Here is a 22,503-nt window from a genome sequence, read left to right on the forward strand (position 1 = left end):
GCCGGCTCCTACATTTGATCTTCACAGGTATTGAATCTGTAGTTCTGTTCCGGATTGCGGTGGTATTTGAGATGAGACCCAGACCGGACCTCCCCGCCAATCTTCTGCAAGCCCTGAACCCGTGGCGCAATGCTGCGAAATGGCACATCGCCTTCTCCGGTGGACTCGACTCCACGGTCCTTTTGCACCTTCTCGCCCATCTCGCCAAAACCGAACACCTCCCTGAGCTGAAAGCTATCCACATTCATCACGGCCTCCAGTCTGTGGCCGATGCGTGGCCGGAGCATTGCCAGTCAGTCTGTGATGCGCTGGGAATACCGCTACAGGTCGTTCACGTCCAGGTTCAGCCCGGCGCCAGCCTTGAGCGTGCAGCCCGTGACGCGCGCTATGGCGCGTTCATCGAGGCTACTCAAGCCAATGAAGTGCTGTTGACCGCCCAGCATCGTGATGATCAGGCGGAAACCCTGTTGTTCCGATTGCTGCGTGGGGCAGGGGTGAGAGGGCTGTCAGGGATGCCGCGCCAGCGTGTGTTGGGCAAAGGGCATCTGGCGCGACCCTTGCTCGATGTCACGCGAACAGAGTTGGAGGGTTACGCGAACCAGTACTCATTGAGCTGGATCGAGGATCCTTCCAATCAGGATCGACGTTTCTCGCGTAATTACTTGCGCAATCAGGTGTTCCCGGTGCTGACCGAGCGCTGGCCTCAAGCGATGGCGACTATGGCTCGCAGCGCCGCGCATCTGAGCGAAGCGCAGGAACTGCTCGATGAGTTGGCGCAAATCGATCTGGCCCAGGCCAGCTCCATCAGTGAATTCGATTGGCTGGGTGTGCCGTCACTTGAGCTTTCTACGCTTGCCAGCCTGTCCGCCGCTCGCCAGCGAAATGCAGTGAGTCACTGGCTCTCGGCATTGACCCGTTTACCGGATAGCGACCATTGGTCGGGTTGGGAAGATTTTCGTGATGCTGCCGCGGATGCCTCTCCGGTCTGGCGCTTGGCCGATGGGGAATTGCATCGGGCGAACGGGCGGATCTGGTGGTTGTCGGGCTGCTGGCTGCGAACGCCGCCGCCCGCGCCTGATTGGCCTTATCCCTCGAGATCACTGGCGTTGCCAGATAACGGCGTGCTCTCGCTCACCGGTCAAACCCCCGATGGCCCGCTGCATATCCGCTATCGTGAAGGGGGTGAGGTCATGAGTCTGCCCGAGCGCGGCCATCGTGATCTGAAGCGTTTGCTCAACGAACGTGGGGTCCCGGGCTTCGTCCGTGGCAGATTGCCGTTGCTCTATCAGGGCGAGCAATTGCTGGCGGTGGCGAGGCTGCAAGGTTTGAATGGCAGTGAGCAGGACGGCTGGAATTTGCATTGGCAGCCACCGAACGAAGATCAAGGTTTGAGCTGAAAGGGGCTTTCCGGTAGACTACGCTCCCTTCTTGATACAACTTCTGTGGATTCGCCTGAATTGCAGGAGTTGCCGATTACCAAGCAGTCTTTGCTGGGCGATTCCAAAAAATGTGTAGCGAGCAACGTACCGGTGTTTCATCTTCCGGTCTGTCCCAACGCGGCGGTTTTTTTGAAAGGTGCACTGTGATTAATGCAGGTGATCGGGGGCTTCGGCCTTCCTTCGCTTTCCCCGGCGGCTCGGACCGCTTTAACGCAGACTTCTAGGGTTTTTCATGACGCGCTACATATTCGTCACGGGCGGTGTTGTTTCTTCATTGGGGAAAGGCATTGCATCGGCTTCATTGGCGGCCATCCTGGAGGCGCGGGGACTTAAGGTCACCATGCTGAAGCTGGATCCGTACATCAACGTCGATCCGGGCACCATGAGCCCGTTCCAGCACGGTGAAGTGTTCGTCACCCACGACGGCGCCGAGACCGACCTGGACCTGGGTCACTACGAGCGGTTCATCCGCACGACCATGACCCAGAACAACAACTTCACCACCGGCCGTGTCTACGAACACGTCCTGCGCAAAGAGCGCCGTGGTGATTACCTGGGCGCGACCATCCAGGTCATTCCGCACATCACCGACGAAATCAAGCGCCGGATCATCAAGGGCGCCGGCGATGCCGACGTGGCCATGGTCGAGATCGGTGGCACCGTGGGTGACATCGAATCCCAACCGTTCCTCGAAGCCATCCGCCAGCTGCGTTTCGAAGTCGGCGCCAAGCGCGCGATGCTGATGCACCTGACACTGGTGCCGTACATCGCCACTGCCGGCGAAACCAAAACCAAGCCAACCCAGCACTCGGTCAAGGAGCTGCGCTCCATCGGCCTGCAACCTGACGTGCTGGTGTGCCGCTCCGATCACCCGATCGACATCTCCTCGCGTCGCAAGATCGCGCAATTCACCAACGTTGAAGAACGTGCGGTGATCGCGCTGGAAGACGCCGACACCATCTACAAGATCCCGGGCATCCTGCATTCGCAAGGCCTGGATGATTTTGTGGTCGAGCGTTTCGGCCTGCAATGCGGCGGTGCCGATCTGTCCGAGTGGGAAGCCGTGGTTGACGCCAAGCTCAATCCTGAGCACGAAGTCACCATCGCCATGGTCGGCAAGTACATGGAATTGCTGGACGCCTACAAGTCGCTGATCGAAGCGATGAGTCACGCCGGCATCAGCAACCGCACCAAGGTCAACCTGCGCTACATCGATTCCGAAGACATCGAAAACCAGGGCACCGCGCTGCTGGAAGGCGTCGACGCGATCCTGGTGCCTGGCGGCTTCGGTCTGCGCGGCGTGGAAGGCAAGATCACCGCCGTCCAGTACGCTCGCGAAAACAAGGTTCCGTACCTCGGCATCTGCCTGGGCATGCAAGTGGCGGTCATCGAGTTCGCTCGTAACGTCATGGGCTGGAAAGACGCCAACTCCACCGAGTTCGATCGTGCAAGCGGTCACCCGGTCGTAGGTCTGATCACCGAGTGGGAAGACGCCACCGGCGCCGTCGAAACCCGTACCGAAACCTCCGATCTGGGCGGCACCATGCGTCTTGGCGCGCAGGATTGCCTGCTGGAGCCGGGTTCCCTGGTTCACGGCTGCTACGGCAAGGACGTGATCGTCGAGCGTCACCGTCACCGCTACGAAGTGAACAACAACCTGCTGCCGAAAATCATGGAAGCCGGTCTGAAAATCTCCGGTCGCTCCGGTGATGGCGCGCTGGTTGAAGTGGTCGAAGCCCCGGATCATCCATGGTTCGTCGCTTGCCAGTTCCACCCTGAGTTCACCTCGACGCCACGCGACGGTCACCCGTTGTTCAGCGGCTTCGTCAAAGCAGCTTTGGCTCAACACCAGAAGAAGGCTTGAACCTTATGGCGCAGAAGATCATCCGCGTAGGCGATATCGAGATTGCCAACGACAAGCCAATGGTGCTTTTCGGTGGCATGAACGTGCTGGAAAGCCGCGACATGGCGATGCAGGTCTGCGAAGAGTACGTGAAGGTTACCGAGAAACTCGGTATCCCTTACGTGTTCAAGGCCAGCTTCGACAAGGCCAACCGTTCCTCCGTGACCTCTTACCGTGGCCCCGGCCTGGAAGAGGGCATGCGGATTTTCCAGGACATCAAGCAAGCCTTCGGCGTGCCGATCATCACCGACGTCCACGAGCCTGAACAGGCTGCGGTCGTCGCTGAAGTCTGCGACATCATCCAGCTGCCGGCCTTCCTGTCGCGCCAGACCGACCTCGTGGTCGCGATGGCCAAGACCGGCGCGGTGATCAACATCAAGAAAGCCCAGTTCCTCGCACCTCAGGAAATGAAACACATCCTGAACAAGTGCGTGGAAGCGGGTAACGATCAGTTGATCCTCTGCGAGCGTGGTTCGAGCTTCGGCTACAACAACCTGGTGGTCGACATGCTCGGCTTCGGCATCATGAAGCAGTTCGAGTACCCGGTGTTCTTCGACGTGACCCACGCGCTGCAAATGCCTGGCGGTCGTGCCGATTCCGCCGGCGGTCGTCGCGCCCAGGTCCTCGATCTGGCGAAAGCCGGGATCAGCCAGTCACTGGCCGGTCTGTTCCTCGAAGCACACCCGGACCCGGACAACGCCAAATGCGACGGCCCTTGCGCCTTGCGTCTGGACAAACTGGAGCCATTCCTGGCCCAGCTCAAAGCTTTGGACGAACTGGTGAAGAGTTTTCCGACGGTAGAAACCGCGTAATCCTCATTTCTCCGGTAAAGTACCGCACGATTTGTTGCTCAGGCCCTCGGGCCTGAGCCTTATCGTCCGCAAGTCTGCCCGTTGCACATCACTTGCCGGCGATAAAAGATTTCCTTCAGCTGCGTCGTTTTCGTCAACTTTGGAGTGTTTACAACAATGGCAAAAATCGTCGACATCAAAGGTCGTGAAGTTCTCGACTCCCGTGGCAACCCCACCGTGGAAGCGGACGTGCTTCTCGATAACGGCATCATCGGCAGTGCTTGCGCGCCGTCCGGTGCTTCCACTGGCTCGCGTGAAGCGCTCGAGCTGCGTGATGGCGACAAGAGCCGTTACCTGGGCAAAGGCGTTCTGAAAGCCGTCGCCAACATCAACGGTCCGATCCGCGACCTGTTGAAAGGTACAGATCCAAGCGACCAGAAAGCGCTGGATCACGCGATGATCAAGCTGGACGGTACTGAAAACAAAGGCTCCCTGGGCGCCAACGCGATCCTCGCCGTTTCCCTGGCTGCGGCCAAGGCAGCAGCTCAGGACCAGGACCTGCCGCTGTACGCACACATCGCCAACCTGAACGGCACCCCGGGCGTTTACTCGATGCCGGTTCCGATGATGAACATCATCAACGGTGGCGAGCACGCCGATAACAACGTCGACATCCAGGAATTCATGGTTCAGCCGGTTGGCGCCAAGTCTTTCTCGGAAGGTCTGCGCATGGGCACCGAGATTTTCCATCACCTCAAAGCTGTGTTGAAGGCTCGTGGCCTGAGCACTGCCGTCGGTGACGAAGGTGGTTTCGCACCGAACCTGGCTTCCAACGAAGACGCTTTGAAAGTGATCTCCGAAGCCGTGGCCAACGCCGGTTACAAGCTGGGCACCGACGTGACCCTGGCACTGGACTGCGCGGCCAGCGAGTTCTACGAAGACGGCAAGTACAACCTGTCCGGCGAAGGCCAGGTGTTCACCGCTGAAGGTTTCGCCGATTACCTGAAAGGCCTGACCGAGCGTTACCCGATCATCTCCATCGAAGATGGCCTGGACGAGTCCGACTGGGCTGGCTGGAAAATCCTCACCGACAAGATCGGCGAGAAAACCCAGCTGGTAGGCGACGACCTGTTCGTGACCAACACCAAGATCCTGAAAGAAGGCATCGATAAAAAGATCGCCAACTCGATCCTGATCAAGTTCAACCAGATCGGCACCCTGACAGAAACCCTGGAAGCCATCCAGATGGCCAAGGCCGCTGGTTACACCGCCGTGATCTCGCACCGCTCCGGCGAAACCGAAGATTCGACCATTGCCGACCTGGCTGTGGGCACTTCGGCTGGCCAGATCAAGACCGGCTCCCTGTGCCGTTCCGATCGCGTTTCCAAGTACAACCAACTGCTGCGTATCGAAGAGCAGTTGAACGGCAAAGCCAAGTACAACGGCCGCAGCGAGTTCCGCGGTTAAGCTGTAGAAGGTAAAAAGACACCGGATTGTGTCGGAAAAATCGCGACAGCGACGTTTTTGCCACTAATCTGATGCCTTAAGAGCACAAGCCTGGATTTTCCAGGCTTCGTGCTATCAGAAGCTTCAAAGTTTTGGCATGGCTGTCTTTTTTCACTGGATACCTGATATTCGATGCGCAGTCCCAATTGGTTGTTCCTCGTCTTGCTCTTGTTGCTGGCTGGCCTGCAATACCGCCTGTGGGTGGGTAATGGCAGTCTGGCGCAAGTGGCCGAGCTGACTCAGCAGATCGCGGATCAACATGCTGAGAACGAAGGCCTGCTGGAACGCAATCGGGTCATGGACGCCGAAGTCAGTGAATTGAAAAAAGGCATGGAGACCGTTGAAGAGCGGGCTCGCCACGAGTTGGGCATGGTCAAGGACGGTGAAACCCTTTACCAGTTGGCTCAATGAATTCCTCGTTACCGGCCTTCTGGGCCGTTATCCCTGCCGCGGGCATCGGTGCCCGTATGGCCGCAGACCGTCCCAAGCAATACTTGCACCTGGGCGGGCGCACTATTCTTGAACACAGCCTTGGCTGTTTCCTTGATCATCCTTCCCTGAAGGGGCTGGTGGTCAGTCTGGCTGTTGATGATCCTTATTGGCCCAACCTGGCATGCGCCAGCGATTCGCGTATTCAACGCGTTGACGGTGGCGCCGAGCGTTCCGGGTCGGTGCTCAATGCCTTGCTGCACTTGCATGCGTTGGGTGCGGACGATGAGGATTGGGTGTTGGTCCACGATGCTGCGCGACCGAATCTGAGCCGCGATGATCTGGACAAGTTGCTGGTTGAACTGGCTGACGATCCGGTCGGCGGGCTGCTGGCGGTTCCGGCACGCGATACCCTGAAGCGGGTCGACAAGCACGGTCGTGTCCTAGAAACCGTGGATCGCAGCGTGATCTGGCAGGCGTATACGCCGCAGATGTTTCGACTTGGCGCGTTGCATCGGGCGTTGGCGGACAGTCTGGTGGCGGATGCTGTTATCACTGATGAAGCGTCGGCGATGGAGTGGGCTGGTTCATCGCCACGCCTTATCGAAGGGCGTTCCGACAATCTCAAGGTCACACGTCCCGAAGATCTTGAATGGTTGAGACAACGCTGGGCCAATCGCCGCTAGAGTGCTTTCATCATTCTGAAACCGCGTCGCGTCCTTCGCGAGCAAGCCCGCTCCCACATTCGGTCGCATTCTTTTTCTGAAGGAACTCGGTGAACTGTGGGAGCGGGCTTGCCCGCGAAAGCGGTAGTCCAGACAGCAAATCCGGCAATGATTTACATCAGCTTCGGTACTCCGGTCTTTGTGCCAACCCTTCCTTCAAATAATCCACCAACTTGCGCACCTTCGGCGACAGATGCCGCTGCTGTGGATAAAGCGCCCAAACGGCAGTGTTCGGCGGCTGATGAGCCTCCAGCAGCGAAATCAAATCCCCGCTTTTCAGATGCTCCAGCACGTAGTAATCCGGCAACTGACAGAGCCCGACGCCCTGTAACGCCGCATCCAGCACCGCTTGCCCACTGTTGCAACGCCAGTTTCCCTGCACCCGCTGGGAAAATTCCCGCCCGTTCTGTTCCAGTTGCCACAGGTCCGAACTACCGATGAGGCAGTTGTGGCGGCTCAATTCCGACAAGCTATGTGGGCGACCATACCGTTCCAGGTAGGACGGCGACGCACACAAATACATGCGTCGCGGTGCCAGTCGCGTGGCGACCAGTCGTGAGTCCTGAAGGCGGCCGAGACGGATCGCCAGGTCCAGGCCTTCATGCACCAGATCGAGTTGCCGGTTGCTCAGTTCGATATCAATCCGCAGTTGCGGATAAAGCCCCATGAATCGCGTCACCAGCGGCACGATAAAGCGCTCGCCGTAGGCCACTGCGCAGGTCATGCGCAACATGCCTTTGGGCTCGCTGGTCAGGTCGCCGACGGCTCTGAGTGCCTCTTCACGACCGTCCTGCAACCGTTGGCAATGCTGCAAAAACGTTTGCCCGGCTTCGGTCAGCGTGACTCGCCGGGTGCTGCGGTACAGCAGGCGCGTCTGAAGGCGTTCTTCGAGGCGTACTATTTGGCGACTGATGTGGGAGGAAGACACCCCAAGGCGCTCCGCCGCCGCCGTAAACTGGCTGCACTCGGCCACGGCGACGAACTCGTCGATACCTTCCCAGCGGTTTTCGGACATTAACGATTATCCCTGTGTAGCAATAATGTTTTGCTTTTGTCCGGATTATTCACCGTAAGGCGCTGTATTACACTCACTGTCTCGTTTTATTCACTGGAGAACCAACATGATCAAGTCGCGCGCCGCCGTTGCCTTCGAGGCCAAGAAACCCCTCGAGATCGTTGAAGTCGATGTCGCCCTGCCCAAGGCCGGTGAAGTTCTGTTGCGTGTGGTTGCCTCCGGTGTCTGTCATACCGATGCCTACACCCTGTCGGGCGCAGACCCGGAAGGTATCTTCCCGTCGATCCTCGGCCACGAAGGTGGCGCGGTTGTTGAGGCGATTGGCGAGGGCGTGACCTCGGTCGCTGTCGGCGATCATGTGATCCCGCTGTACACCCCGGAATGCCGCCAGTGCAAATTCTGCCTGTCGGGCAAGACCAACCTGTGCCAGGCGATTCGTGCGACCCAGGGCAAAGGCCTGATGCCAGATGGCACCACGCGTTTTTCCTACAAGGGCCAGCCGATTTTCCACTACATGGGCACCTCGACGTTCTCCGAATACACCGTGCTGCCGGAAATTTCCGTCGCCAAGATTCCTAAAGAAGCGCCACTGGAAAAAGTCTGCCTGCTGGGCTGCGGTGTCACCACCGGCATTGGCGCGGTACTTAATACAGCCAAGGTAAAACCGGGTGATACCGTGGCGATTTTCGGTCTTGGCGGTATTGGTCTGTCGGCGGTCATTGGCGCGGTAAAAGCCAAGGCTGCGCGCATCATCGCCATCGACATCAACCCGGCCAAATTCGAGATCGCCAAACAGTTGGGTGCAACCGACTGCGTGAACCCGAAAGACTTCGACCGTCCGATCCAGGAAGTCATCGTCGACATGACCGATGGCGGCGTCGACTTTTCCTTCGAGTGCATCGGCAATGTCCAATTGATGCGCGCCGCACTTGAGTGCTGCCACAAAGGCTGGGGCGAGTCGGTGATCATCGGCGTCGCCGGTGCCGGTCAGGAAATCGCTACCCGCCCATTCCAGTTGGTCACCGGTCGCGTCTGGCGCGGTTCGGCGTTCGGCGGTGTGCGCGGTCGTACCGAGTTGCCGAGCTATGTCGAAATGGCCGAGACCGGCGAAATCCCGCTGGATACGTTCATCACCCACACCATGGGCCTGGAAGATATCAACAAGGCTTTCGACCTGATGCATGAAGGAAAAAGCATCCGTTCCGTCATTCATTTCTGAGGTCGGTCATGAGCCTGGAAAATATCTCCTGCCAGAAAAGCTTCGGCGGCTGGCACAAACGCTACCGGCATCGCTCCGACGTGCTCGGTTGCGACATGGTGTTTGCCGTGTATCTGCCGCCGCAAGCGGAGCAGGGCGGCAAACTGCCGGTGCTGTACTGGTTGTCCGGCCTGACCTGCACCGACGAAAACTTCATGCAAAAGGCCGGCGCCATGCGCATGGCCGCCGAGCTTGGGTTGATCATCGTTGCCCCGGACACCAGCCCGCGCGGTCCCGATGTGCCGGGTGATCCGGACGGTGCCTGGGACTTCGGCCTAGGCGCCGGGTTTTATCTGAATGCCACGCAGGAACCCTGGTCGCGGCACTATCGGATGCATGACTATGTCGTGCAGGAATTGCCGGCATTGGTCGAAGCCCATTTCCCGGCTTCGGACAAGCGCGGTATCAGCGGCCACTCCATGGGCGGTCACGGCGCGCTGGTCTGTGCGTTGCGCAATCCGGGGCGTTATCAGTCGGTGTCGGCGTTCTCGCCGATCAACAATCCGATGGATTGCCCATGGGGTCAGAAAGCCTTTTCCCGTTACCTGGGCGAAGACCGTTCGAAGTGGCGCGAGTGGGATGCCTGTGCGCTGATTGCCGAGGCTGACGAGAAGCTGCCGCTGTTGGTCGACCAAGGTGATCGAGATGATTTTCTCGCCACCCAGCTCAAGCCTGAAGCCCTGCAACAGGCGGCCAAACTGGCCGGTCATCCGCTGACGTTGCGCTTGCAACCGGGCTACGACCACAGCTATTTCTTCATCGCCAGCTTTATCGATGAACACTTGCAGCATCATGGACGTGCTCTAAGCGCCTAATGACTGACAAAGCAGGTAGAATCACGCCCTGACAAAAATCGGGGCGTTTTTTTATGCGTATTGGCCACGGCTATGATGTGCACCGTTTCGCTGAAGGCGATTTCATTACTCTGGGCGGCGTGCGCATTGCACACGGCTTCGGGCTGCTCGCTCATTCCGACGGTGACGTCCTGCTGCACGCCTTGAGCGATGCCTTGCTCGGCGCTGCTGCGCTGGGTGATATCGGCAAGCATTTCCCGGACACCGACCCGACATTCAAGGGTGCCGACAGCCGTGTGCTGTTGCGTCATGTCGTCGCACTGGTCCACGCCAAGGGCTGGAAAGTCGGCAACGTCGATAACACCATCGTCGCCCAGGCGCCGAAAATGGCCCCGCATATCGAATCGATGCGTGCGCTGATTGCCGCGGATCTTCAAGTTGAGTTGGATCAAGTGAACGTGAAAGCTACCACCACCGAAAAGCTCGGCTTTGTCGGTCGCGAAGAAGGTATTGCCGTGCACTCCGTTGCCTTGTTGCTGCGCGCATGAACGAACTGCAATTGCTTGGCCCGCGTGCCTATGGTGAAGCCCTCGGCACGGCTGTACTGAAAGCTACGGCGGAAGATTTCCAGGTCGATGAAGTCCTCAATATTCCGCTCAGCGGCGACGGCGAGCACCTGTGGATCTGGGTGGAAAAACGCGGCCTGAATACCGAAGAGGCAGCACGTCGAATCGCCAAGGCGGCGGGCGTGCCGTTGCGCACCGTCAGTTACGCCGGTCTCAAGGACCGTCAGGCGCTGACGCGTCAGTGGTTTAGCGTGCAACTGCCGGGCAAGGCCGACCCTGATCTGTCGGCGGCGGAAAACGATACGCTGAAAATCCTCAAGACCGGTCGGCACAAACGCAAGCTGCAACGCGGTGCCCACTCGGCCAACGGTTTTACTTTGCGCCTCACGCAATTCGCTGGCGACAAAGCGGCGATCGAAGCGCGTCTGCAACTGATCGCCAAACAAGGTATTCCGAATTATTTCGGCGCCCAGCGTTTCGGCTTTGACGGTGGCAACGTGGTCGATGCCCGTAGCTGGGCCGCGCGCAAGGCCTTGCCGGAGCAGCGCAACGTGCGTTCGCGTCTGCTTTCCACCGCCCGCAGTTTTCTGTTTAACCAAGTTTTGGCGGCACGCGTCGCTGATGGCACCTGGCAGCAAGCGCAGGTTGGCGATCTGTTGGCGTTTACCGACAGCCGCAGTTTTTTCCCGGCCGGTGAGGCCGAGTGCAGCGACCCGCGACTGGCGATTCTCGACCTGCACCCGACCGGCCCGCAGTGGGGTGAAGGTGACTCGCCGGCGATGGGCGCTGTCCATGAACTGGAGCAGGCAATCGCCGCCCGCGAAGCAGACCTTCGCGATTGGTTGATTAATGCCGGAATGAGCCACGAACGTCGCATCCTGCGGCTGCCCATTGGTGGGTTGACGTGGCATTATCCCGAGCCTGACATTCTGCAACTGGAATTCGTCCTGCCGGCCGGATGCTTTGCCACTGTATTGGTGCGCGAGCTTGTTGATCTGGTGCCGGTGGGGCAGACGGACAGCCCATGCGTATTCTGATTTCTAACGACGATGGGGTAACCGCACCCGGTCTCGCCGCGCTTTATGCTGCGCTGGCGGATTACACCGAATGCGTGGTTATCGCCCCGGACCAGGACAAAAGCGGCGCCAGCAGTTCGCTGACGCTCGATCGTCCGTTGCACCCGCAAACCCTGGCCAACGGCTTTATCAGCCTTAATGGCACACCGACCGATTGCGTGCATCTGGGCCTCAACGGCTTGCTGGAGCGCGAAGCGGACATGGTGGTTTCCGGCATTAACCTGGGCGCCAACCTGGGGGACGATGTGTTGTATTCCGGTACCGTGGCAGCGGCCCTCGAGGGGCGTTTCCTGAAGCGGCCATCGTTTGCCTTTTCGTTGGTCTCACGGCAGGTCGAGAACCTTCCCACAGCCGCTTACTTTGCGCGCAAACTGGTGGAAGCCCACGCTGACCTTGACCTGCCACCGCGCACGGTGCTGAACGTGAACATTCCCAATTTGCCGCTGGACCACATCCGCGGAATCCAGCTGACGCGCCTCGGCCATCGCGCCCGCGCCGCGGCACCGATGAAAGTGGTCGACCCGCGCGGCAAGTCCGGCTACTGGATCGCCGCCGCAGGGGACGCCGAAGACGGCGGCCCGGGCACCGACTTCCATGCGGTGATGCAAGGCTATGTATCCATCACGCCGCTGCAACTGGATCGCACCTTCAATGATGCTTTCGCAAGTCTCGACGGCTGGCTGGAGGGACTGCGCTGATGGCTCGTGAACAAGACCCGATGCATCGCGGTATCGGGATGACCTCGCAACGTACCCGCGAGCGCCTGATTCAGCGGTTGTACGAGGAAGGCATTTCCAACACCAAGGTGCTGGAAGTGATCCGCCTTACGCCACGACACCTGTTTGTCGACGAAGCGCTGGCGCACCGTGCCTACGAAGACACGGCGTTGCCGATCGGTAACAACCAGACGATCTCCCAGCCTTACATGGTGGCCCGCATGAGCGAGCTGCTGCTGGAAGCGGGGCCTCTGGACAAGGTAATGGAAATCGGCACGGGCTCGGGTTATCAGACCGCAATCCTGTCGCAACTGGTCGAGCGGGTTTTTTCCGTCGAACGCATCAAGGTTCTGCAGGACCGGGCCAAGGAACGCCTGGTTGATCTGAACTTGCGCAATGTGGTTTTCCGCTGGGGCGATGGTTGGGAAGGCTGGCCTGCGCTGGCGCCGTACAACGGCATTATCGTGACGGCGGTGGCGACCGATGTACCTCAGGCCTTGCTCGATCAGTTGGCACCTGGAGGGCGACTGGTCATACCGGTCGGTTCGGGTGAAGTGCAACAGTTGATGCTGATCATCCGCGAAGAACACGGGTTTTCCAGGCGTGTTCTGGGGGCGGTGCGTTTCGTTCCATTGCTCAACGGCCCCCTGGCCTGAGCATTTGTCCGGGCGCTGTGAATTCTCTTCGATTACCTCTGTCTTACAGCGGCGTCGATCGGTTAAACGGGTTTCATCGTCAGGTAGCAAACGTGTGCTTCGCTTCATTAAAGGTAAAGCCTGCACAGCCCGTTATACTGGTGACACTTCATGCCGGGAGCGCGGCAATTCAATATTTCAGCCACCACAAAGGGAGCGGCGGGTGAGTCTCACAGTCATTGCGCAGCGAATGGGTATAACGAGCTTTCAGCGCCTGGTGACTGGCCTAGTCTTGAGTACCTTGCTGGTCGGTTGTTCCAGCAACAAGTCGAGCGACGTACGCGTCGTCGATCGCAACAATGCCGTGGCCCAGCGTCCGGCAGTGACCACGGGTCAGTATGTGGTTCGACCTAAAGACACCTTGTTTTCCATCGCCTTCCGCTACGGCTGGGACTACAAAGCCCTCGCCGCACGCAACAACATTCCTGCGCCTTACACGATACATCCGGGTCAGACGATTCGCTTTGACGGTCGCACCGGTTCAACGCCTACGGCGGTGGCCAGCCCGGCCGATTCGACGCCTTCATCGTCGAGTAAAACCACAGTAATCCGGCGCCAGCCAAATGGCGCAACTACGACGACAACGGTGGTTGCACCGTCCGTCGCCAACAAGCCAGCACCCGCTCCGATGCCTCCCGCAGGCCCGGCCCCGACCGGCTGGGGGTGGCCTTCTAATGGCATTCTCATTGGAAAATTCTCTTCAAACGGTAGTTTGAATAAAGGAATTGATATCGCCGGGGATTTGGGACAGCCTGTTTTAGCTGCGTCTGATGGGACGGTGGTATACGCCGGGAGTGGCTTAAGGGGCTACGGCGAATTGGTCATCATCAAACACAGCGACACCTACGTCAGTGCCTACGGTCACAACCGCAGGCTGTTGGTTCGGGAGGGGCAGCAGGTCAAGGTCGGACAGACAATTGCCGAAATGGGGTCAACGGGTACAGACCGGGTGAAACTGCATTTTGAGATTCGCCGACAAGGTAAACCTGTAGATCCGCTGCAGTTCCTGCCACGTCGTTGATTTGTTACCAGCCTGTTCCGTCACGTAGAGGGAACAGGCTCCAGCGTTGCCAAGGATAAAGGCGCCGCTTGAGCCTGAGGTCGAACTCACCAAAGGACTATAACAATGGCTCTCAGTAAAGAAGTGCCGGAGTTTGACATCGACGATGAGGTTCTCCTGATGGAGACCGGCATCGGTACGGATTCGATGTCGAATGATGAAGGGGCTGCTCCACCTTCCGTTCGTGCCAAATCCAGACACTCCGCCTCGTTAAAGCAACACAAGTACATCGATTACACGCGTGCGCTCGATGCCACGCAGCTGTACCTCAATGAAATCGGCTTTTCCCCTCTGCTGTCCCCCGAAGAAGAAGTTCACTTTGCACGCTTGTCGCAAAGTGGCGATCCGGCCGGGCGCAAACGCATGATTGAAAGCAACCTGCGGCTGGTGGTGAAAATCGCCCGACGCTATGTCAATCGTGGCTTGTCGCTGCTGGACCTGATCGAAGAGGGCAACCTCGGACTGATTCGGGCGGTAGAAAAGTTCGACCCCGAACGTGGCTTCCGCTTTTCGACCTACGCAACCTGGTGGATTCGTCAGACCATCGAGCGCGCGATCATGAATCAGACCCGGACCATCCGGTTGCCGATCCATGTGGTCAAAGAGCTTAACGTGTACCTGAGGGCCGCACGGGAGCTGACGCAAAAACTCGATCATGAACCCTCACCCGAAGAAATCGCCAACCTGCTGGAAAAACCGGTGGGCGAGGTCAAGCGCATGCTGGGCCTGAACGAGCGGGTTTCTTCGGTCGATGTCTCACTGGGTCCGGATTCGGATAAAACCCTGCTGGACACCCTTACCGACGACCGTCCGACCGATCCATGCGAACTGCTGCAGGATGACGACCTGTCCCAGAGCATCGATCAATGGCTCTCGGAACTGACCGACAAGCAGCGCGAGGTGGTGATACGCCGCTTCGGTCTGCGCGGTCATGAGAGCAGCACACTGGAAGATGTAGGCCTGGAAATTGGCCTGACCCGGGAACGCGTCAGACAGATTCAGGTTGAAGGCCTGAAGCGTCTTCGGGAGATTCTGGAGAAAAATGGCCTGTCGAGTGAGTCGCTGTTCCAATAAGCAAATCGCTTGAGCGGCATGCAAAAAGCCCCGACTGTTTCGGGGCTTTTTGTTGTCTGGCTGATGCTCCTGCAATGACGATATGTTTGTAGTCTTGCGGTGTAAGTCTTGGCTTACTCTTGCGTAAGTGTTCGCTATTTTTACACCCTGGAAGACGACTACTGTTCGCCGATGATTTTTTTAATGCTTTGATTTTTATAGGTATTTATAAAAATCAGGAGCATGTGACAGCGGATTTTTGCCGCGGAGGGTGATTGCTCTTGCTCGGGAATTCTCTAGTATTCAGGTTGTGTCGACGGACAGACACGCCCTTCAAGGATGAGGGGAAAGGACATTGCAGGATGCGATTCATCAGGACGATGAAAAGGAACACAGGGAATAGGGAAAAAATGTGGGCGGGTCAAACCGCCCCTTTTTTTGTCTTTTTTTTGGTTTGGGTGCCACATTATTTTCGAGTTGTGCGTGGTCTCCCTTGTAGGAGCTGGCTTGCTAGCGATGGCGGCCTCTGGGCCGACCAATCTCTTGCTGGTGGTGTACATATCCATTCCTGCGGTAACGGCGGCTATTGGTTTCGCCCTTGCGGCGAGTCACTTGGAAGAGCCCCAAGTAACCAAGGGCTCTTGCCCCTTTCGTTCGGTGCCTCGCTAATGCTCGGCATGCCCTCGCTCCGGTCCTGCTCCGTGGGCCCGCCGCCATCGGCCATCCATGGCCGGGGGCGGCTAACCCGGCATCCATGCCGGGTTGCCCACTGCGCAGAACCTCCACTCGGCCTCTCGAGGGGGCGTGTACCTCAAGATCAAAAGCTGAAGGCGAGCTAACGCTCGGCCTGATGAGTGGTGAAAAGCAAAAGCAAACGCGATTCCCTGTAGGAGCGAGGCTTGCCCGCGAAAAACGACCGGACAACGCGTGCTGTCTGAATAGGCGCGGCGCACTTGAATCCATCGCCAGCAGGCTGGCTCCTACAGGAGTGGCGTGATCCCGGTTCTCTCACACGACACAGAATCTGTAGGAGCTGGCTTGCCAGCGATGGTCGTCAACGATAACGCGTGCTGCCTGGATAGACGCGGCGCACTTGAATCCATCGCCAGCAGGCTGGCTCCTACAGGAGTGGCGTGATCCCGGTTTTCTCACACGACACAGAATCTGTAGGAGCTGGCTTGCCAGCGATGGTCGTCAACGGTAACGCGTGCTGCCTGGATAGACGCGGCGCACTTGAATCCATCGCCAGCAGGCTGGCTCCTACAGGTTTTTGCGTTATCAACTTTTTGCCTGCACAAAAGCAAAAAGGCCCGCAAGGGGCCTTTTCGGGAACGCAGGGTCTATCAGCGTTCGAGGTCTTTGATCTTGCCTTTGACGCCATCCCACTCTTCGGCATCGGGCAGCGATTCTTTCTTCTCGGTGATGTTCGGCCAGATTTCGGCCAACTCAACGTTCAGCTGAATGAATTCCTGCATCTCTTCCGGGACTTCATCTTCGGAGAAGATGGCCACGGCAGGGCATTCTGGTTCGCACAGTGCGCAGTCGATGCACTCATCCGGGTGAATCACCAGGAAATTCGGGCCTTCGTAAAAGCAGTCCACCGGACAGACTTCTACGCAGTCGGTGTACTTGCACTTGATGCAGTTGTCGGTGACGACGAAGGTCATTTCTAATTTTCTCCTCAGGCGGCGGCAGCGGAGCCCCTTCACGTTGGGGTCGCCAGGTTTGGGAGCGATAGTCTGCAGGCCAGGCTATTAGCCTGCAGCATCCCAAACCGCGCGAGATTCTAACAGCTTGCAGGCAAGTGCGTTAGATCCGTGTCTTTAGTGTATAGAGCATTTCTAGTGCACGACGCGGTGTCAGGTCGTCCAGATCCAGTTTGGCCAGTTCTTCGAGTACCGGATGCGGCAGGCTGGCGAACATGTCGCTTTGCTGTGGCGCGGCCGATTTGCCTTTGGCAGCCTTGGGCACTTCATGCGGCAGCGCGGTGGCTTCCAGTCGACCCAGGTGCTCGCGAGCGCGCACGATCACTTCGCTTGGCACGCCGGCCAGTTGTGCAACGGCCAGGCCATAACTCTGGCTGGCAGGCCCAGGCAGCACGTGGTGCAGGAATACAATGCGCTCGTTGTGCTCAGTGGCATTGAGGTGCACGTTGGCCACCAGCGGTTGCGCTTCCGGTAGCACCGTCAGTTCAAAATAGTGCGTGGCGAACAGCGTGTAAGCCCGCAGCTGCGCCAATCGTTCAGCCGCCGCCCATGCCAGGGACAGGCCGTCGAAGGTGCTGGTGCCGCGACCGACTTCGTCCATCAGCACCAGGCTGCGCTCGGTGGCGTTGTGCAGAATGTTGGCGGTTTCGCTCATTTCGACCATGAAGGTCGAACGCCCACCGGCCAGATCATCGCTGGAACCGATCCGGGTAAAGATCCGGTCCACCAGCGACAATTCGCAACTGGCCGCCGGCACGAAGCTGCCGATGTGCGCCAGCAGTACGATCAACGCGGTCTGGCGCATGTAGGTGGATTTACCGCCCATGTTCGGACCGGTGATCACCAGCATGCGCGTGTTGTCGTCGAGGCTCAGGTCGTTGGCCACGAACGGCGTGGTCAGCACTTGCTCGACCACCGGGTGACGACCCTGGCTGATGCGCATGCACGGCTCGTCGACGAAGCGCGGGCAGTTCAGGTCGAGGTTCAGCGCGCGTTCGGCGAGGTTGCTCAGCACATCCAGCTCGGCCAGGGCAGCAGCGGTGTCTTGCAGCGGCGGCAATTGGCTGATCAAGTCTTCGAGCAGCGCTTCGTAGAGCATCTTCTCGCGGGCGAGGGCGCGGCTCTTGGCCGACAGCGCCTTGTCCTCGAACGCCTTCAGTTCCGGCGTGATAAAGCGCTCGGCGCCTTTGAGCGTCTGGCGACGGATATAGTCGGCCGGCGCCGATTCAGCCTGCTTGCTCGGCAGCTCGATAAAGTAGCCGTGAATGCGGTTGTAACCGACTTTCAGGTGCGACAGACCGGTACGGGCCTTCTCGCGTGCTTCCAGATCAATCAGGAACTGCCCGGCGTTTTCGCTGAGCGATTGCAGGTCATCGAGTTCGCTGTCGTAACCGGTTTTCAACACGCCGCCGTCACGGATCACCGCAGGCGGGTTGTCGATGATGGCTTTTTCCAGCAGGGCCGCCAGTTCCGGGTAGGTGCTGGTGGTTTTCGCCAGTTGAATAATGTGCGGCGCTTCCAGCTCGGCCATCGCCACTTGCAGCTCGGGCAATGCGCCGAGGGCATCGCGCAGACGCGCCAGGTCGCGAGGACGCGCATTACGCAAACCGATGCGCGCGAGAATCCGCTCGATGTCACCGATTTCCTTGAGCTGCGGTTGCAGCTTTTCGAAACGGTAACCGTCGAGCAGGCAGGTGATCGAGGTCTGGCGCGCCAGCAAAACGTTCAGGTCCCGCAGCGGACGATTCAACCAGCGGGTCAGCAAGCGGCTGCCCATGGCGGTCTGGCAGCGATCGACCACCGATTGCAGCGTGTTGTCGCGGCCACCGGCCAGGTTGGTGTCCAGTTCCAGGTTGCGACGGCTTGCGCCATCCAGCACCACGGTGTCGTCCAGGCGCTCATGGCGCAGGCTGCGCAAATGGGGCAGGGCGGTGCGCTGGGTTTCCTTGGCGTAGCTGAGCAGGCAGCCGGCAGCGCCGATGGCCAGGGTCAGGTTCTCGCAACCAAAACCTTTCAGGTCCTGGGTCGAAAACTGCTGGCACAGACTTTTCAGCGCCGAGTCGCGCTCGAAATCCCACGGCGCCCGACGACGAACCCCACGGCGTTTCTCTGCCGGCAAATCCTTCGGCCAGTCATCCGGGATCATCAACTCCACCGGATTGACCCGCTCCAGTTCCGCCAGCAGGTTTTCCCAGCCCTTGATCTCCAGCACGGAGAAATTGCCGCTGGTGATATCCAGCACCGCCAGACCGAACAGGCGCTCGTCACCCAGCACCGCCGCGATCAGGTTGTCCCGACGCTCATCCAGCAACGCTTCATCACTGACCGTACCCGGCGTGATGATCCGCACCACTTGCCGATCCACCGGGCCTTTGCTGGTCGCCGGGTCGCCGACCTGTTCACAGATCACCACCGATTCGCCGAGCTTCACCAGTTTCGCCAGGTAACCTTCCGCGGCGTGGTAAGGAATCCCACACATCGGAATCGCCTGACCGGCCGACTGCCCACGGGCGGTCAGGGTGATGTCCAGCAACTTGGCGGCCTTCTTCGCGTCTTCATAGAAGATCTCGTAGAAGTCACCCATGCGGTAGAACATCAACTGGTCGGGGTGCTGGTTCTTCAGGCGCCAGTACTGCTGCATCATTGGCGTGTGAGAGGACAGATCGGAGAGTGCTTTATTCATCGGATAATCAGGCAAATTCGTTGAAAGGTGTAGGGCAAAGGAGGGACATCGGCCCGGCTTTTCCGCGATGGGCGCAAGGTTACCATGGGCGGTCCGCCCGACGCAGGCAACTAAAGCTGTGCGATACATTTCTGCTGTCTATGCATGAATTATGCAATTCTGCATTTGCCTCGGTAAAAAAGATCAAGCACTATGCGCGTTATGCAAAAACGCAATGTTTCTTCCGTCTTAAGAGCGCTGCTCGATCAGCACGGGATCTCCCCCACGGAGCTTCACCGTCGCACCGGCGTGCCTCAATCCACTCTCTCGCGGATCCTCGGCGGGAAGATTGTCGATCCTTCGGATAAGCACATTTCGAAGATCGCCGAGTACTTCGCCGTGAGCACTGATCAGTTGCGTGGCCGCGCGGATGTCGCGCCTGCCGCCCATTCCGGTCGCGATGAATTGCATTCCGAACTCAAGGACATAAGCCTGTGGGACGACGATACGCCTGTCGATGACGACGAGGTGTCGGTCCCCTTTCTTCGCGAGGTTGAATTGGCTGCTGGATCAGGAAGATTCGTCATCGAAGAAAGCGAGCGCTCTAGCCTGCGCTTCGGCAAGCGCAGCTTGCGCCATAACGGTGTGCAGTTCGACCAGGCCAAATGCGTGACGGTGCGTGGTAACAGCATGCTGCCGGTACTGCGCGACGGCGCCACCGTGGGGGTCAATGCCGGCAAGTGCGGGATCGGCGATATCGTCGATGGCGACCTTTATGCGATCAACCACAACGGTCAACTGCGGGTTAAACAGCTTTATCGCCTGCCCACGGGGATTCGCCTGCGCAGCTTCAATCGCGATGAACATCCGGACGAGGACTACACCTTCCAGGAGATCCAGGAAGAGCAGATTGTCATCCTCGGCCACGTCTTCTGGTGGGGCATGTACGCCCGCTAACCTCATCGCTGTCAGATAAAACCCGTCATCGTGCGGGTTTTTTTTCGCCTGCTGAAAACCGCCAACGCCTTTGTCTGTGGGGCTTCCATGCGTCAGCGCATTTGTAATGCATAAATAAATGCATTTGTGCATTGACTGTATATGCATACATGCATATTCTTTGTCTCAAGCCGCTCAACAAAGCAGCTCGAAACGAAGTTCTTTAGTTCCACGACAAAGGCAGCGATGAACCGGCCTCAACGGTTCAGAGGGTTGGCAACTGACCCGGGTGTGCAGCGTAAAGCACCAGAAGCAGTTATCCGGCGGGCAGGGACCGCGGTCGGAAAAACAATCTGAATGGACCCGTACCGCGCCAGTAGCGCCGAAAGGTCAACGCGAAGGACCGCATTACTGAAAAGCCCGGCAAGCGCCGGGCTTTTTGGAATGCCTACCTCGTATGAGGTCGATCAACCTCATCCACAGAAAGGATTCGACACAAGCCAGGAGGCGTCGTGATGTTGAAAGATTGCAGATGTGGGCAGTGCAAAAGACTGCTCGCCCGGGTGGGTGAGTACACCGAGCTCCAGATCAAATGCTCCCGATGCGGAACATTGAATCACGTGAAGGCCGCGAGCCTTGAGCGATCGCCGTTGAGCGACAAAGAAGCGGCACATGCCGCAACTTCCCAATTGGCATAGAGCTGTTGGGTTAATCGTTCAGGAGAAACATATGCAACGTTTTACAGGTGTAGCCCAATCGTTCATGAATGCGTGCGAAGCGATCGCACCCGTTGCGGGTGTGGAGATGGAGGATCTGGTCAAGAAAACCTTCAATCGTCCAGCGCAGGCAGAGGAGATGTTCCAATTCAAATTGCTGATGGACGGGGGTTATTTCTCCAACGAAGGCGTTGGCCCGAAGGGCACGCCACTTTATCAACTGACGTGGAAGGGTTATGCGTTGCTGCAGGCTATGCGCCGTAACGAAAACGTTTGATAGCGGGTATGCGATGGGGGCAACTCACCGGCATTGCCTGAGTTCTGCGCCCGGTAACGTGGTTGAAGGGCAGGCTTGTCGATGGGCAGGCCTGCTATCCGAAGCAAAATCAGGACGATGGTCTTCGACAGGTAGCGTGGAAAGACACGCGCCCCCTATTTATGGTCTCGTATTCGCGGGACCTTTTCGTTACGCAATTCACCCCAGGAGGCGAGACATGACAAACGAGCAACAAGCGTTGCTGGACATGCCGATCTGGCTGGTCATCGTGCTCGCCCTGGTGGGCGGGGTAACCGGCGAAATGTGGCGTGCCGACAAGGAGGGCGCTCGCGGCTGGTCATTGCTGCGGCGTCTGGCCCTGCGTTCCGGGGCCTGCATGATTTGCGGGGTCTCGGCCATCATGCTGCTGTACGCCGCCGGCCTGTCTATCTGGGCGGCCGGCGCGTTCGGCTGCCTTACGGCGATGGCCGGCGCCGATGTCGCCATTGGCCTTTATGAGCGCTGGGCGGCCAAGCGGATCGGTGTGTGTGAAGTGCCGCCGCGTGATTCCCGCCCGGATCAATAAAGCCAGGTCCCTTTGCCGTTCCGGCATCCCCGGTCCGCTGCATGAACCCACGCAGCCGGACGCCTCGAAATTTGAATGGAAGCCACTTATGTCCCTCGACATCGATAAGCCGTCGCGTCTGTTTTTTGCCATTGCCGACGCGCTGCGTGCAGTTGGCCCGGGTTTGAAGGTCGGAGGCCGTCAGGACTTCGACGGCACGTTCGATCAGGCGTGGGTCCTGATCGCCATCGAACGCAATGCACCCGGCGACCGCGCCCTTGATGGGCGCATCGCCCATGTCTTGACGGTTTCGATGCAAATCATTGTGCCGCCGACGCTGAGTAATCCGGGATTGGCCGCTGTTGATCTGGCGAGTGTCCTCAAGGGATTGGCCACGGATAACCGTTGGGGCCTGCCGGGTAGTCAATGCGACCTGCCCATGAACATCGATGCCTTGCCGTCGACGCTCATCAGCGGTTCGCAGGAGTACCTCGCCTGGACCCTCTCCTTTACCCAGACGATTTACCTCGGCGCATTGCTGCTGGAGGACCCGCTGGGCATCCCGAAATTCGCCAAAACCTGGGAAGTCTCGAACATCGACGACCCGGACCAATACACCGCACTTGAGGACTGAGC

General features: G+C 58.6%; 22 protein-coding genes. 19 read left to right on the forward strand and 3 right to left on the reverse strand.

What is annotated here, in order from left to right:
• The first annotated feature begins 71 nt into the window (after positions 1-71).
• From tilS to ispD, 6 genes are all read left to right on the forward strand, one after another.
• Positions 72-1,397 (forward strand): tRNA lysidine(34) synthetase TilS, encoded by a 1,326-nt coding sequence (tilS, locus tag KGA97_RS06745; protein WP_223480445.1) that lies wholly within the window; start codon positions 72-74, stop codon positions 1,395-1,397.
• A gap of 274 nt (positions 1,398-1,671) precedes the next feature.
• Positions 1,672-3,303 (forward strand): CTP synthase, encoded by a 1,632-nt coding sequence (locus KGA97_RS06750; protein ID WP_008028989.1) that lies wholly within the window; start codon positions 1,672-1,674, stop codon positions 3,301-3,303.
• Positions 3,304-3,308: 5 nt separating this feature from the next.
• Positions 3,309-4,154, forward strand: coding sequence for a 3-deoxy-8-phosphooctulonate synthase (gene kdsA, locus KGA97_RS06755; protein ID WP_008028990.1), 846 nt, complete (start codon positions 3,309-3,311; stop codon positions 4,152-4,154).
• A gap of 156 nt (positions 4,155-4,310) precedes the next feature.
• Complete coding sequence (gene eno, locus KGA97_RS06760) at positions 4,311-5,600, forward strand: phosphopyruvate hydratase (RefSeq protein WP_008039408.1); 1,290 nt, start codon at positions 4,311-4,313, stop codon at positions 5,598-5,600.
• Between the two features lie 171 nt (positions 5,601-5,771).
• The gene (gene ftsB, locus KGA97_RS06765; RefSeq protein WP_008028992.1) at positions 5,772-6,050 is read left to right on the forward strand and encodes a cell division protein FtsB; all 279 of its coding nucleotides are present in this window, start codon (positions 5,772-5,774) and stop codon (positions 6,048-6,050) included.
• Positions 6,047-6,754, forward strand: a complete 708-nt coding sequence (gene ispD / locus KGA97_RS06770) for a 2-C-methyl-D-erythritol 4-phosphate cytidylyltransferase (protein ID WP_223480446.1) — start codon at positions 6,047-6,049, stop codon at positions 6,752-6,754. The genes ftsB and ispD overlap by 4 nt, the downstream gene beginning before the upstream one ends.
• Before the next feature lie 157 nt (positions 6,755-6,911).
• Here ispD and KGA97_RS06775 read toward each other — a convergent pair whose 3' ends face one another.
• The gene (locus tag KGA97_RS06775; protein WP_223480447.1) at positions 6,912-7,808 is read right to left on the reverse strand and encodes a LysR substrate-binding domain-containing protein; all 897 of its coding nucleotides are present in this window, start codon (positions 7,806-7,808) and stop codon (positions 6,912-6,914) included.
• A 106-nt stretch (positions 7,809-7,914) separates the two neighbouring features.
• On the opposite strand from KGA97_RS06775, the gene KGA97_RS06780 reads away from it, so the two are divergent.
• From KGA97_RS06780 to rpoS, 8 genes are all read left to right on the forward strand, one after another.
• Positions 7,915-9,027: an S-(hydroxymethyl)glutathione dehydrogenase/class III alcohol dehydrogenase gene (locus KGA97_RS06780; RefSeq protein WP_008029001.1), complete on the forward strand. Its 1,113-nt coding sequence runs from the start codon at positions 7,915-7,917 to the stop codon at positions 9,025-9,027.
• A gap of 8 nt (positions 9,028-9,035) precedes the next feature.
• Positions 9,036-9,881 carry an S-formylglutathione hydrolase gene (gene fghA / locus KGA97_RS06785; protein ID WP_008029003.1) on the forward strand — a complete coding sequence of 282 codons (846 nt, stop codon included), beginning with the start codon at positions 9,036-9,038 and terminating at the stop codon, positions 9,879-9,881.
• Between the two features lie 53 nt (positions 9,882-9,934).
• Positions 9,935-10,408 (forward strand): 2-C-methyl-D-erythritol 2,4-cyclodiphosphate synthase, encoded by a 474-nt coding sequence (gene ispF, locus KGA97_RS06790; RefSeq protein ID WP_008029005.1) that lies wholly within the window; start codon positions 9,935-9,937, stop codon positions 10,406-10,408.
• Positions 10,405-11,463, forward strand: a complete 1,059-nt coding sequence (gene truD, locus KGA97_RS06795) for a tRNA pseudouridine(13) synthase TruD (protein ID WP_192417915.1) — start codon at positions 10,405-10,407, stop codon at positions 11,461-11,463. Before ispF ends, truD begins: the two co-directional genes overlap by 4 nt.
• The gene (gene surE / locus KGA97_RS06800; protein WP_008029009.1) at positions 11,451-12,200 is read left to right on the forward strand and encodes a 5'/3'-nucleotidase SurE; all 750 of its coding nucleotides are present in this window, start codon (positions 11,451-11,453) and stop codon (positions 12,198-12,200) included. Before truD ends, surE begins: the two co-directional genes overlap by 13 nt.
• Before the next feature lie 38 nt (positions 12,201-12,238).
• Positions 12,239-12,874, forward strand: a complete 636-nt coding sequence (locus KGA97_RS06805; RefSeq protein WP_177318174.1) for a protein-L-isoaspartate(D-aspartate) O-methyltransferase — start codon at positions 12,239-12,241, stop codon at positions 12,872-12,874.
• A 202-nt stretch (positions 12,875-13,076) separates the two neighbouring features.
• On the forward strand, positions 13,077-13,934 hold the full coding sequence (locus tag KGA97_RS06810; RefSeq protein WP_223435447.1) for a peptidoglycan DD-metalloendopeptidase family protein: 858 nt from the start codon (positions 13,077-13,079) through the stop codon (positions 13,932-13,934).
• 105 nt (positions 13,935-14,039) lie between these two features.
• Positions 14,040-15,047, forward strand: coding sequence for an RNA polymerase sigma factor RpoS (rpoS, locus tag KGA97_RS06815; RefSeq protein ID WP_008029016.1), 1,008 nt, complete (start codon positions 14,040-14,042; stop codon positions 15,045-15,047).
• Between the two features lie 1,322 nt (positions 15,048-16,369).
• Here the strand turns inward: rpoS and fdxA are convergent.
• Together fdxA and mutS are read right to left on the reverse strand one after the other, a co-directional pair.
• Complete coding sequence (gene fdxA / locus KGA97_RS06820) at positions 16,370-16,693, reverse strand: ferredoxin FdxA (RefSeq protein ID WP_007908827.1); 324 nt, start codon at positions 16,691-16,693, stop codon at positions 16,370-16,372.
• A 142-nt stretch (positions 16,694-16,835) separates the two neighbouring features.
• Entirely contained in the window at positions 16,836-19,415 is a 2,580-nt protein-coding gene (gene mutS, locus KGA97_RS06825) for a DNA mismatch repair protein MutS (RefSeq protein WP_008029969.1), read from the reverse strand.
• 201 nt (positions 19,416-19,616) lie between these two features.
• On the opposite strand from mutS, the gene KGA97_RS06830 reads away from it, so the two are divergent.
• The 5 genes from KGA97_RS06830 (at position 19,617) to KGA97_RS06850 (ending at position 22,501) form a co-directional block, all read left to right on the forward strand.
• Positions 19,617-20,351 carry an XRE family transcriptional regulator gene (locus tag KGA97_RS06830; protein WP_223480472.1) on the forward strand — a complete coding sequence of 245 codons (735 nt, stop codon included), beginning with the start codon at positions 19,617-19,619 and terminating at the stop codon, positions 20,349-20,351.
• A gap of 494 nt (positions 20,352-20,845) precedes the next feature.
• Positions 20,846-21,028 carry a Com family DNA-binding transcriptional regulator gene (locus KGA97_RS06835; protein ID WP_008039326.1) on the forward strand — a complete coding sequence of 61 codons (183 nt, stop codon included), beginning with the start codon at positions 20,846-20,848 and terminating at the stop codon, positions 21,026-21,028.
• Between the two features lie 31 nt (positions 21,029-21,059).
• Entirely contained in the window at positions 21,060-21,323 is a 264-nt protein-coding gene (locus KGA97_RS06840) for a hypothetical protein (protein ID WP_008039325.1), read from the forward strand.
• Positions 21,324-21,540: 217 nt separating this feature from the next.
• Positions 21,541-21,888 (forward strand): phage holin family protein, encoded by a 348-nt coding sequence (locus tag KGA97_RS06845; RefSeq protein ID WP_008039324.1) that lies wholly within the window; start codon positions 21,541-21,543, stop codon positions 21,886-21,888.
• Between the two features lie 88 nt (positions 21,889-21,976).
• Complete coding sequence (locus KGA97_RS06850) at positions 21,977-22,501, forward strand: hypothetical protein (RefSeq protein ID WP_223480448.1); 525 nt, start codon at positions 21,977-21,979, stop codon at positions 22,499-22,501.
• Positions 22,502-22,503: the final 2 nt, after the last annotated feature.

It is taken from the genome of Pseudomonas sp. BF-B-15 (genome assembly GCF_019946675.1).
GTDB classification, from domain to species: domain Bacteria; phylum Pseudomonadota; class Gammaproteobacteria; order Pseudomonadales; family Pseudomonadaceae; genus Aquipseudomonas; species Aquipseudomonas migulae.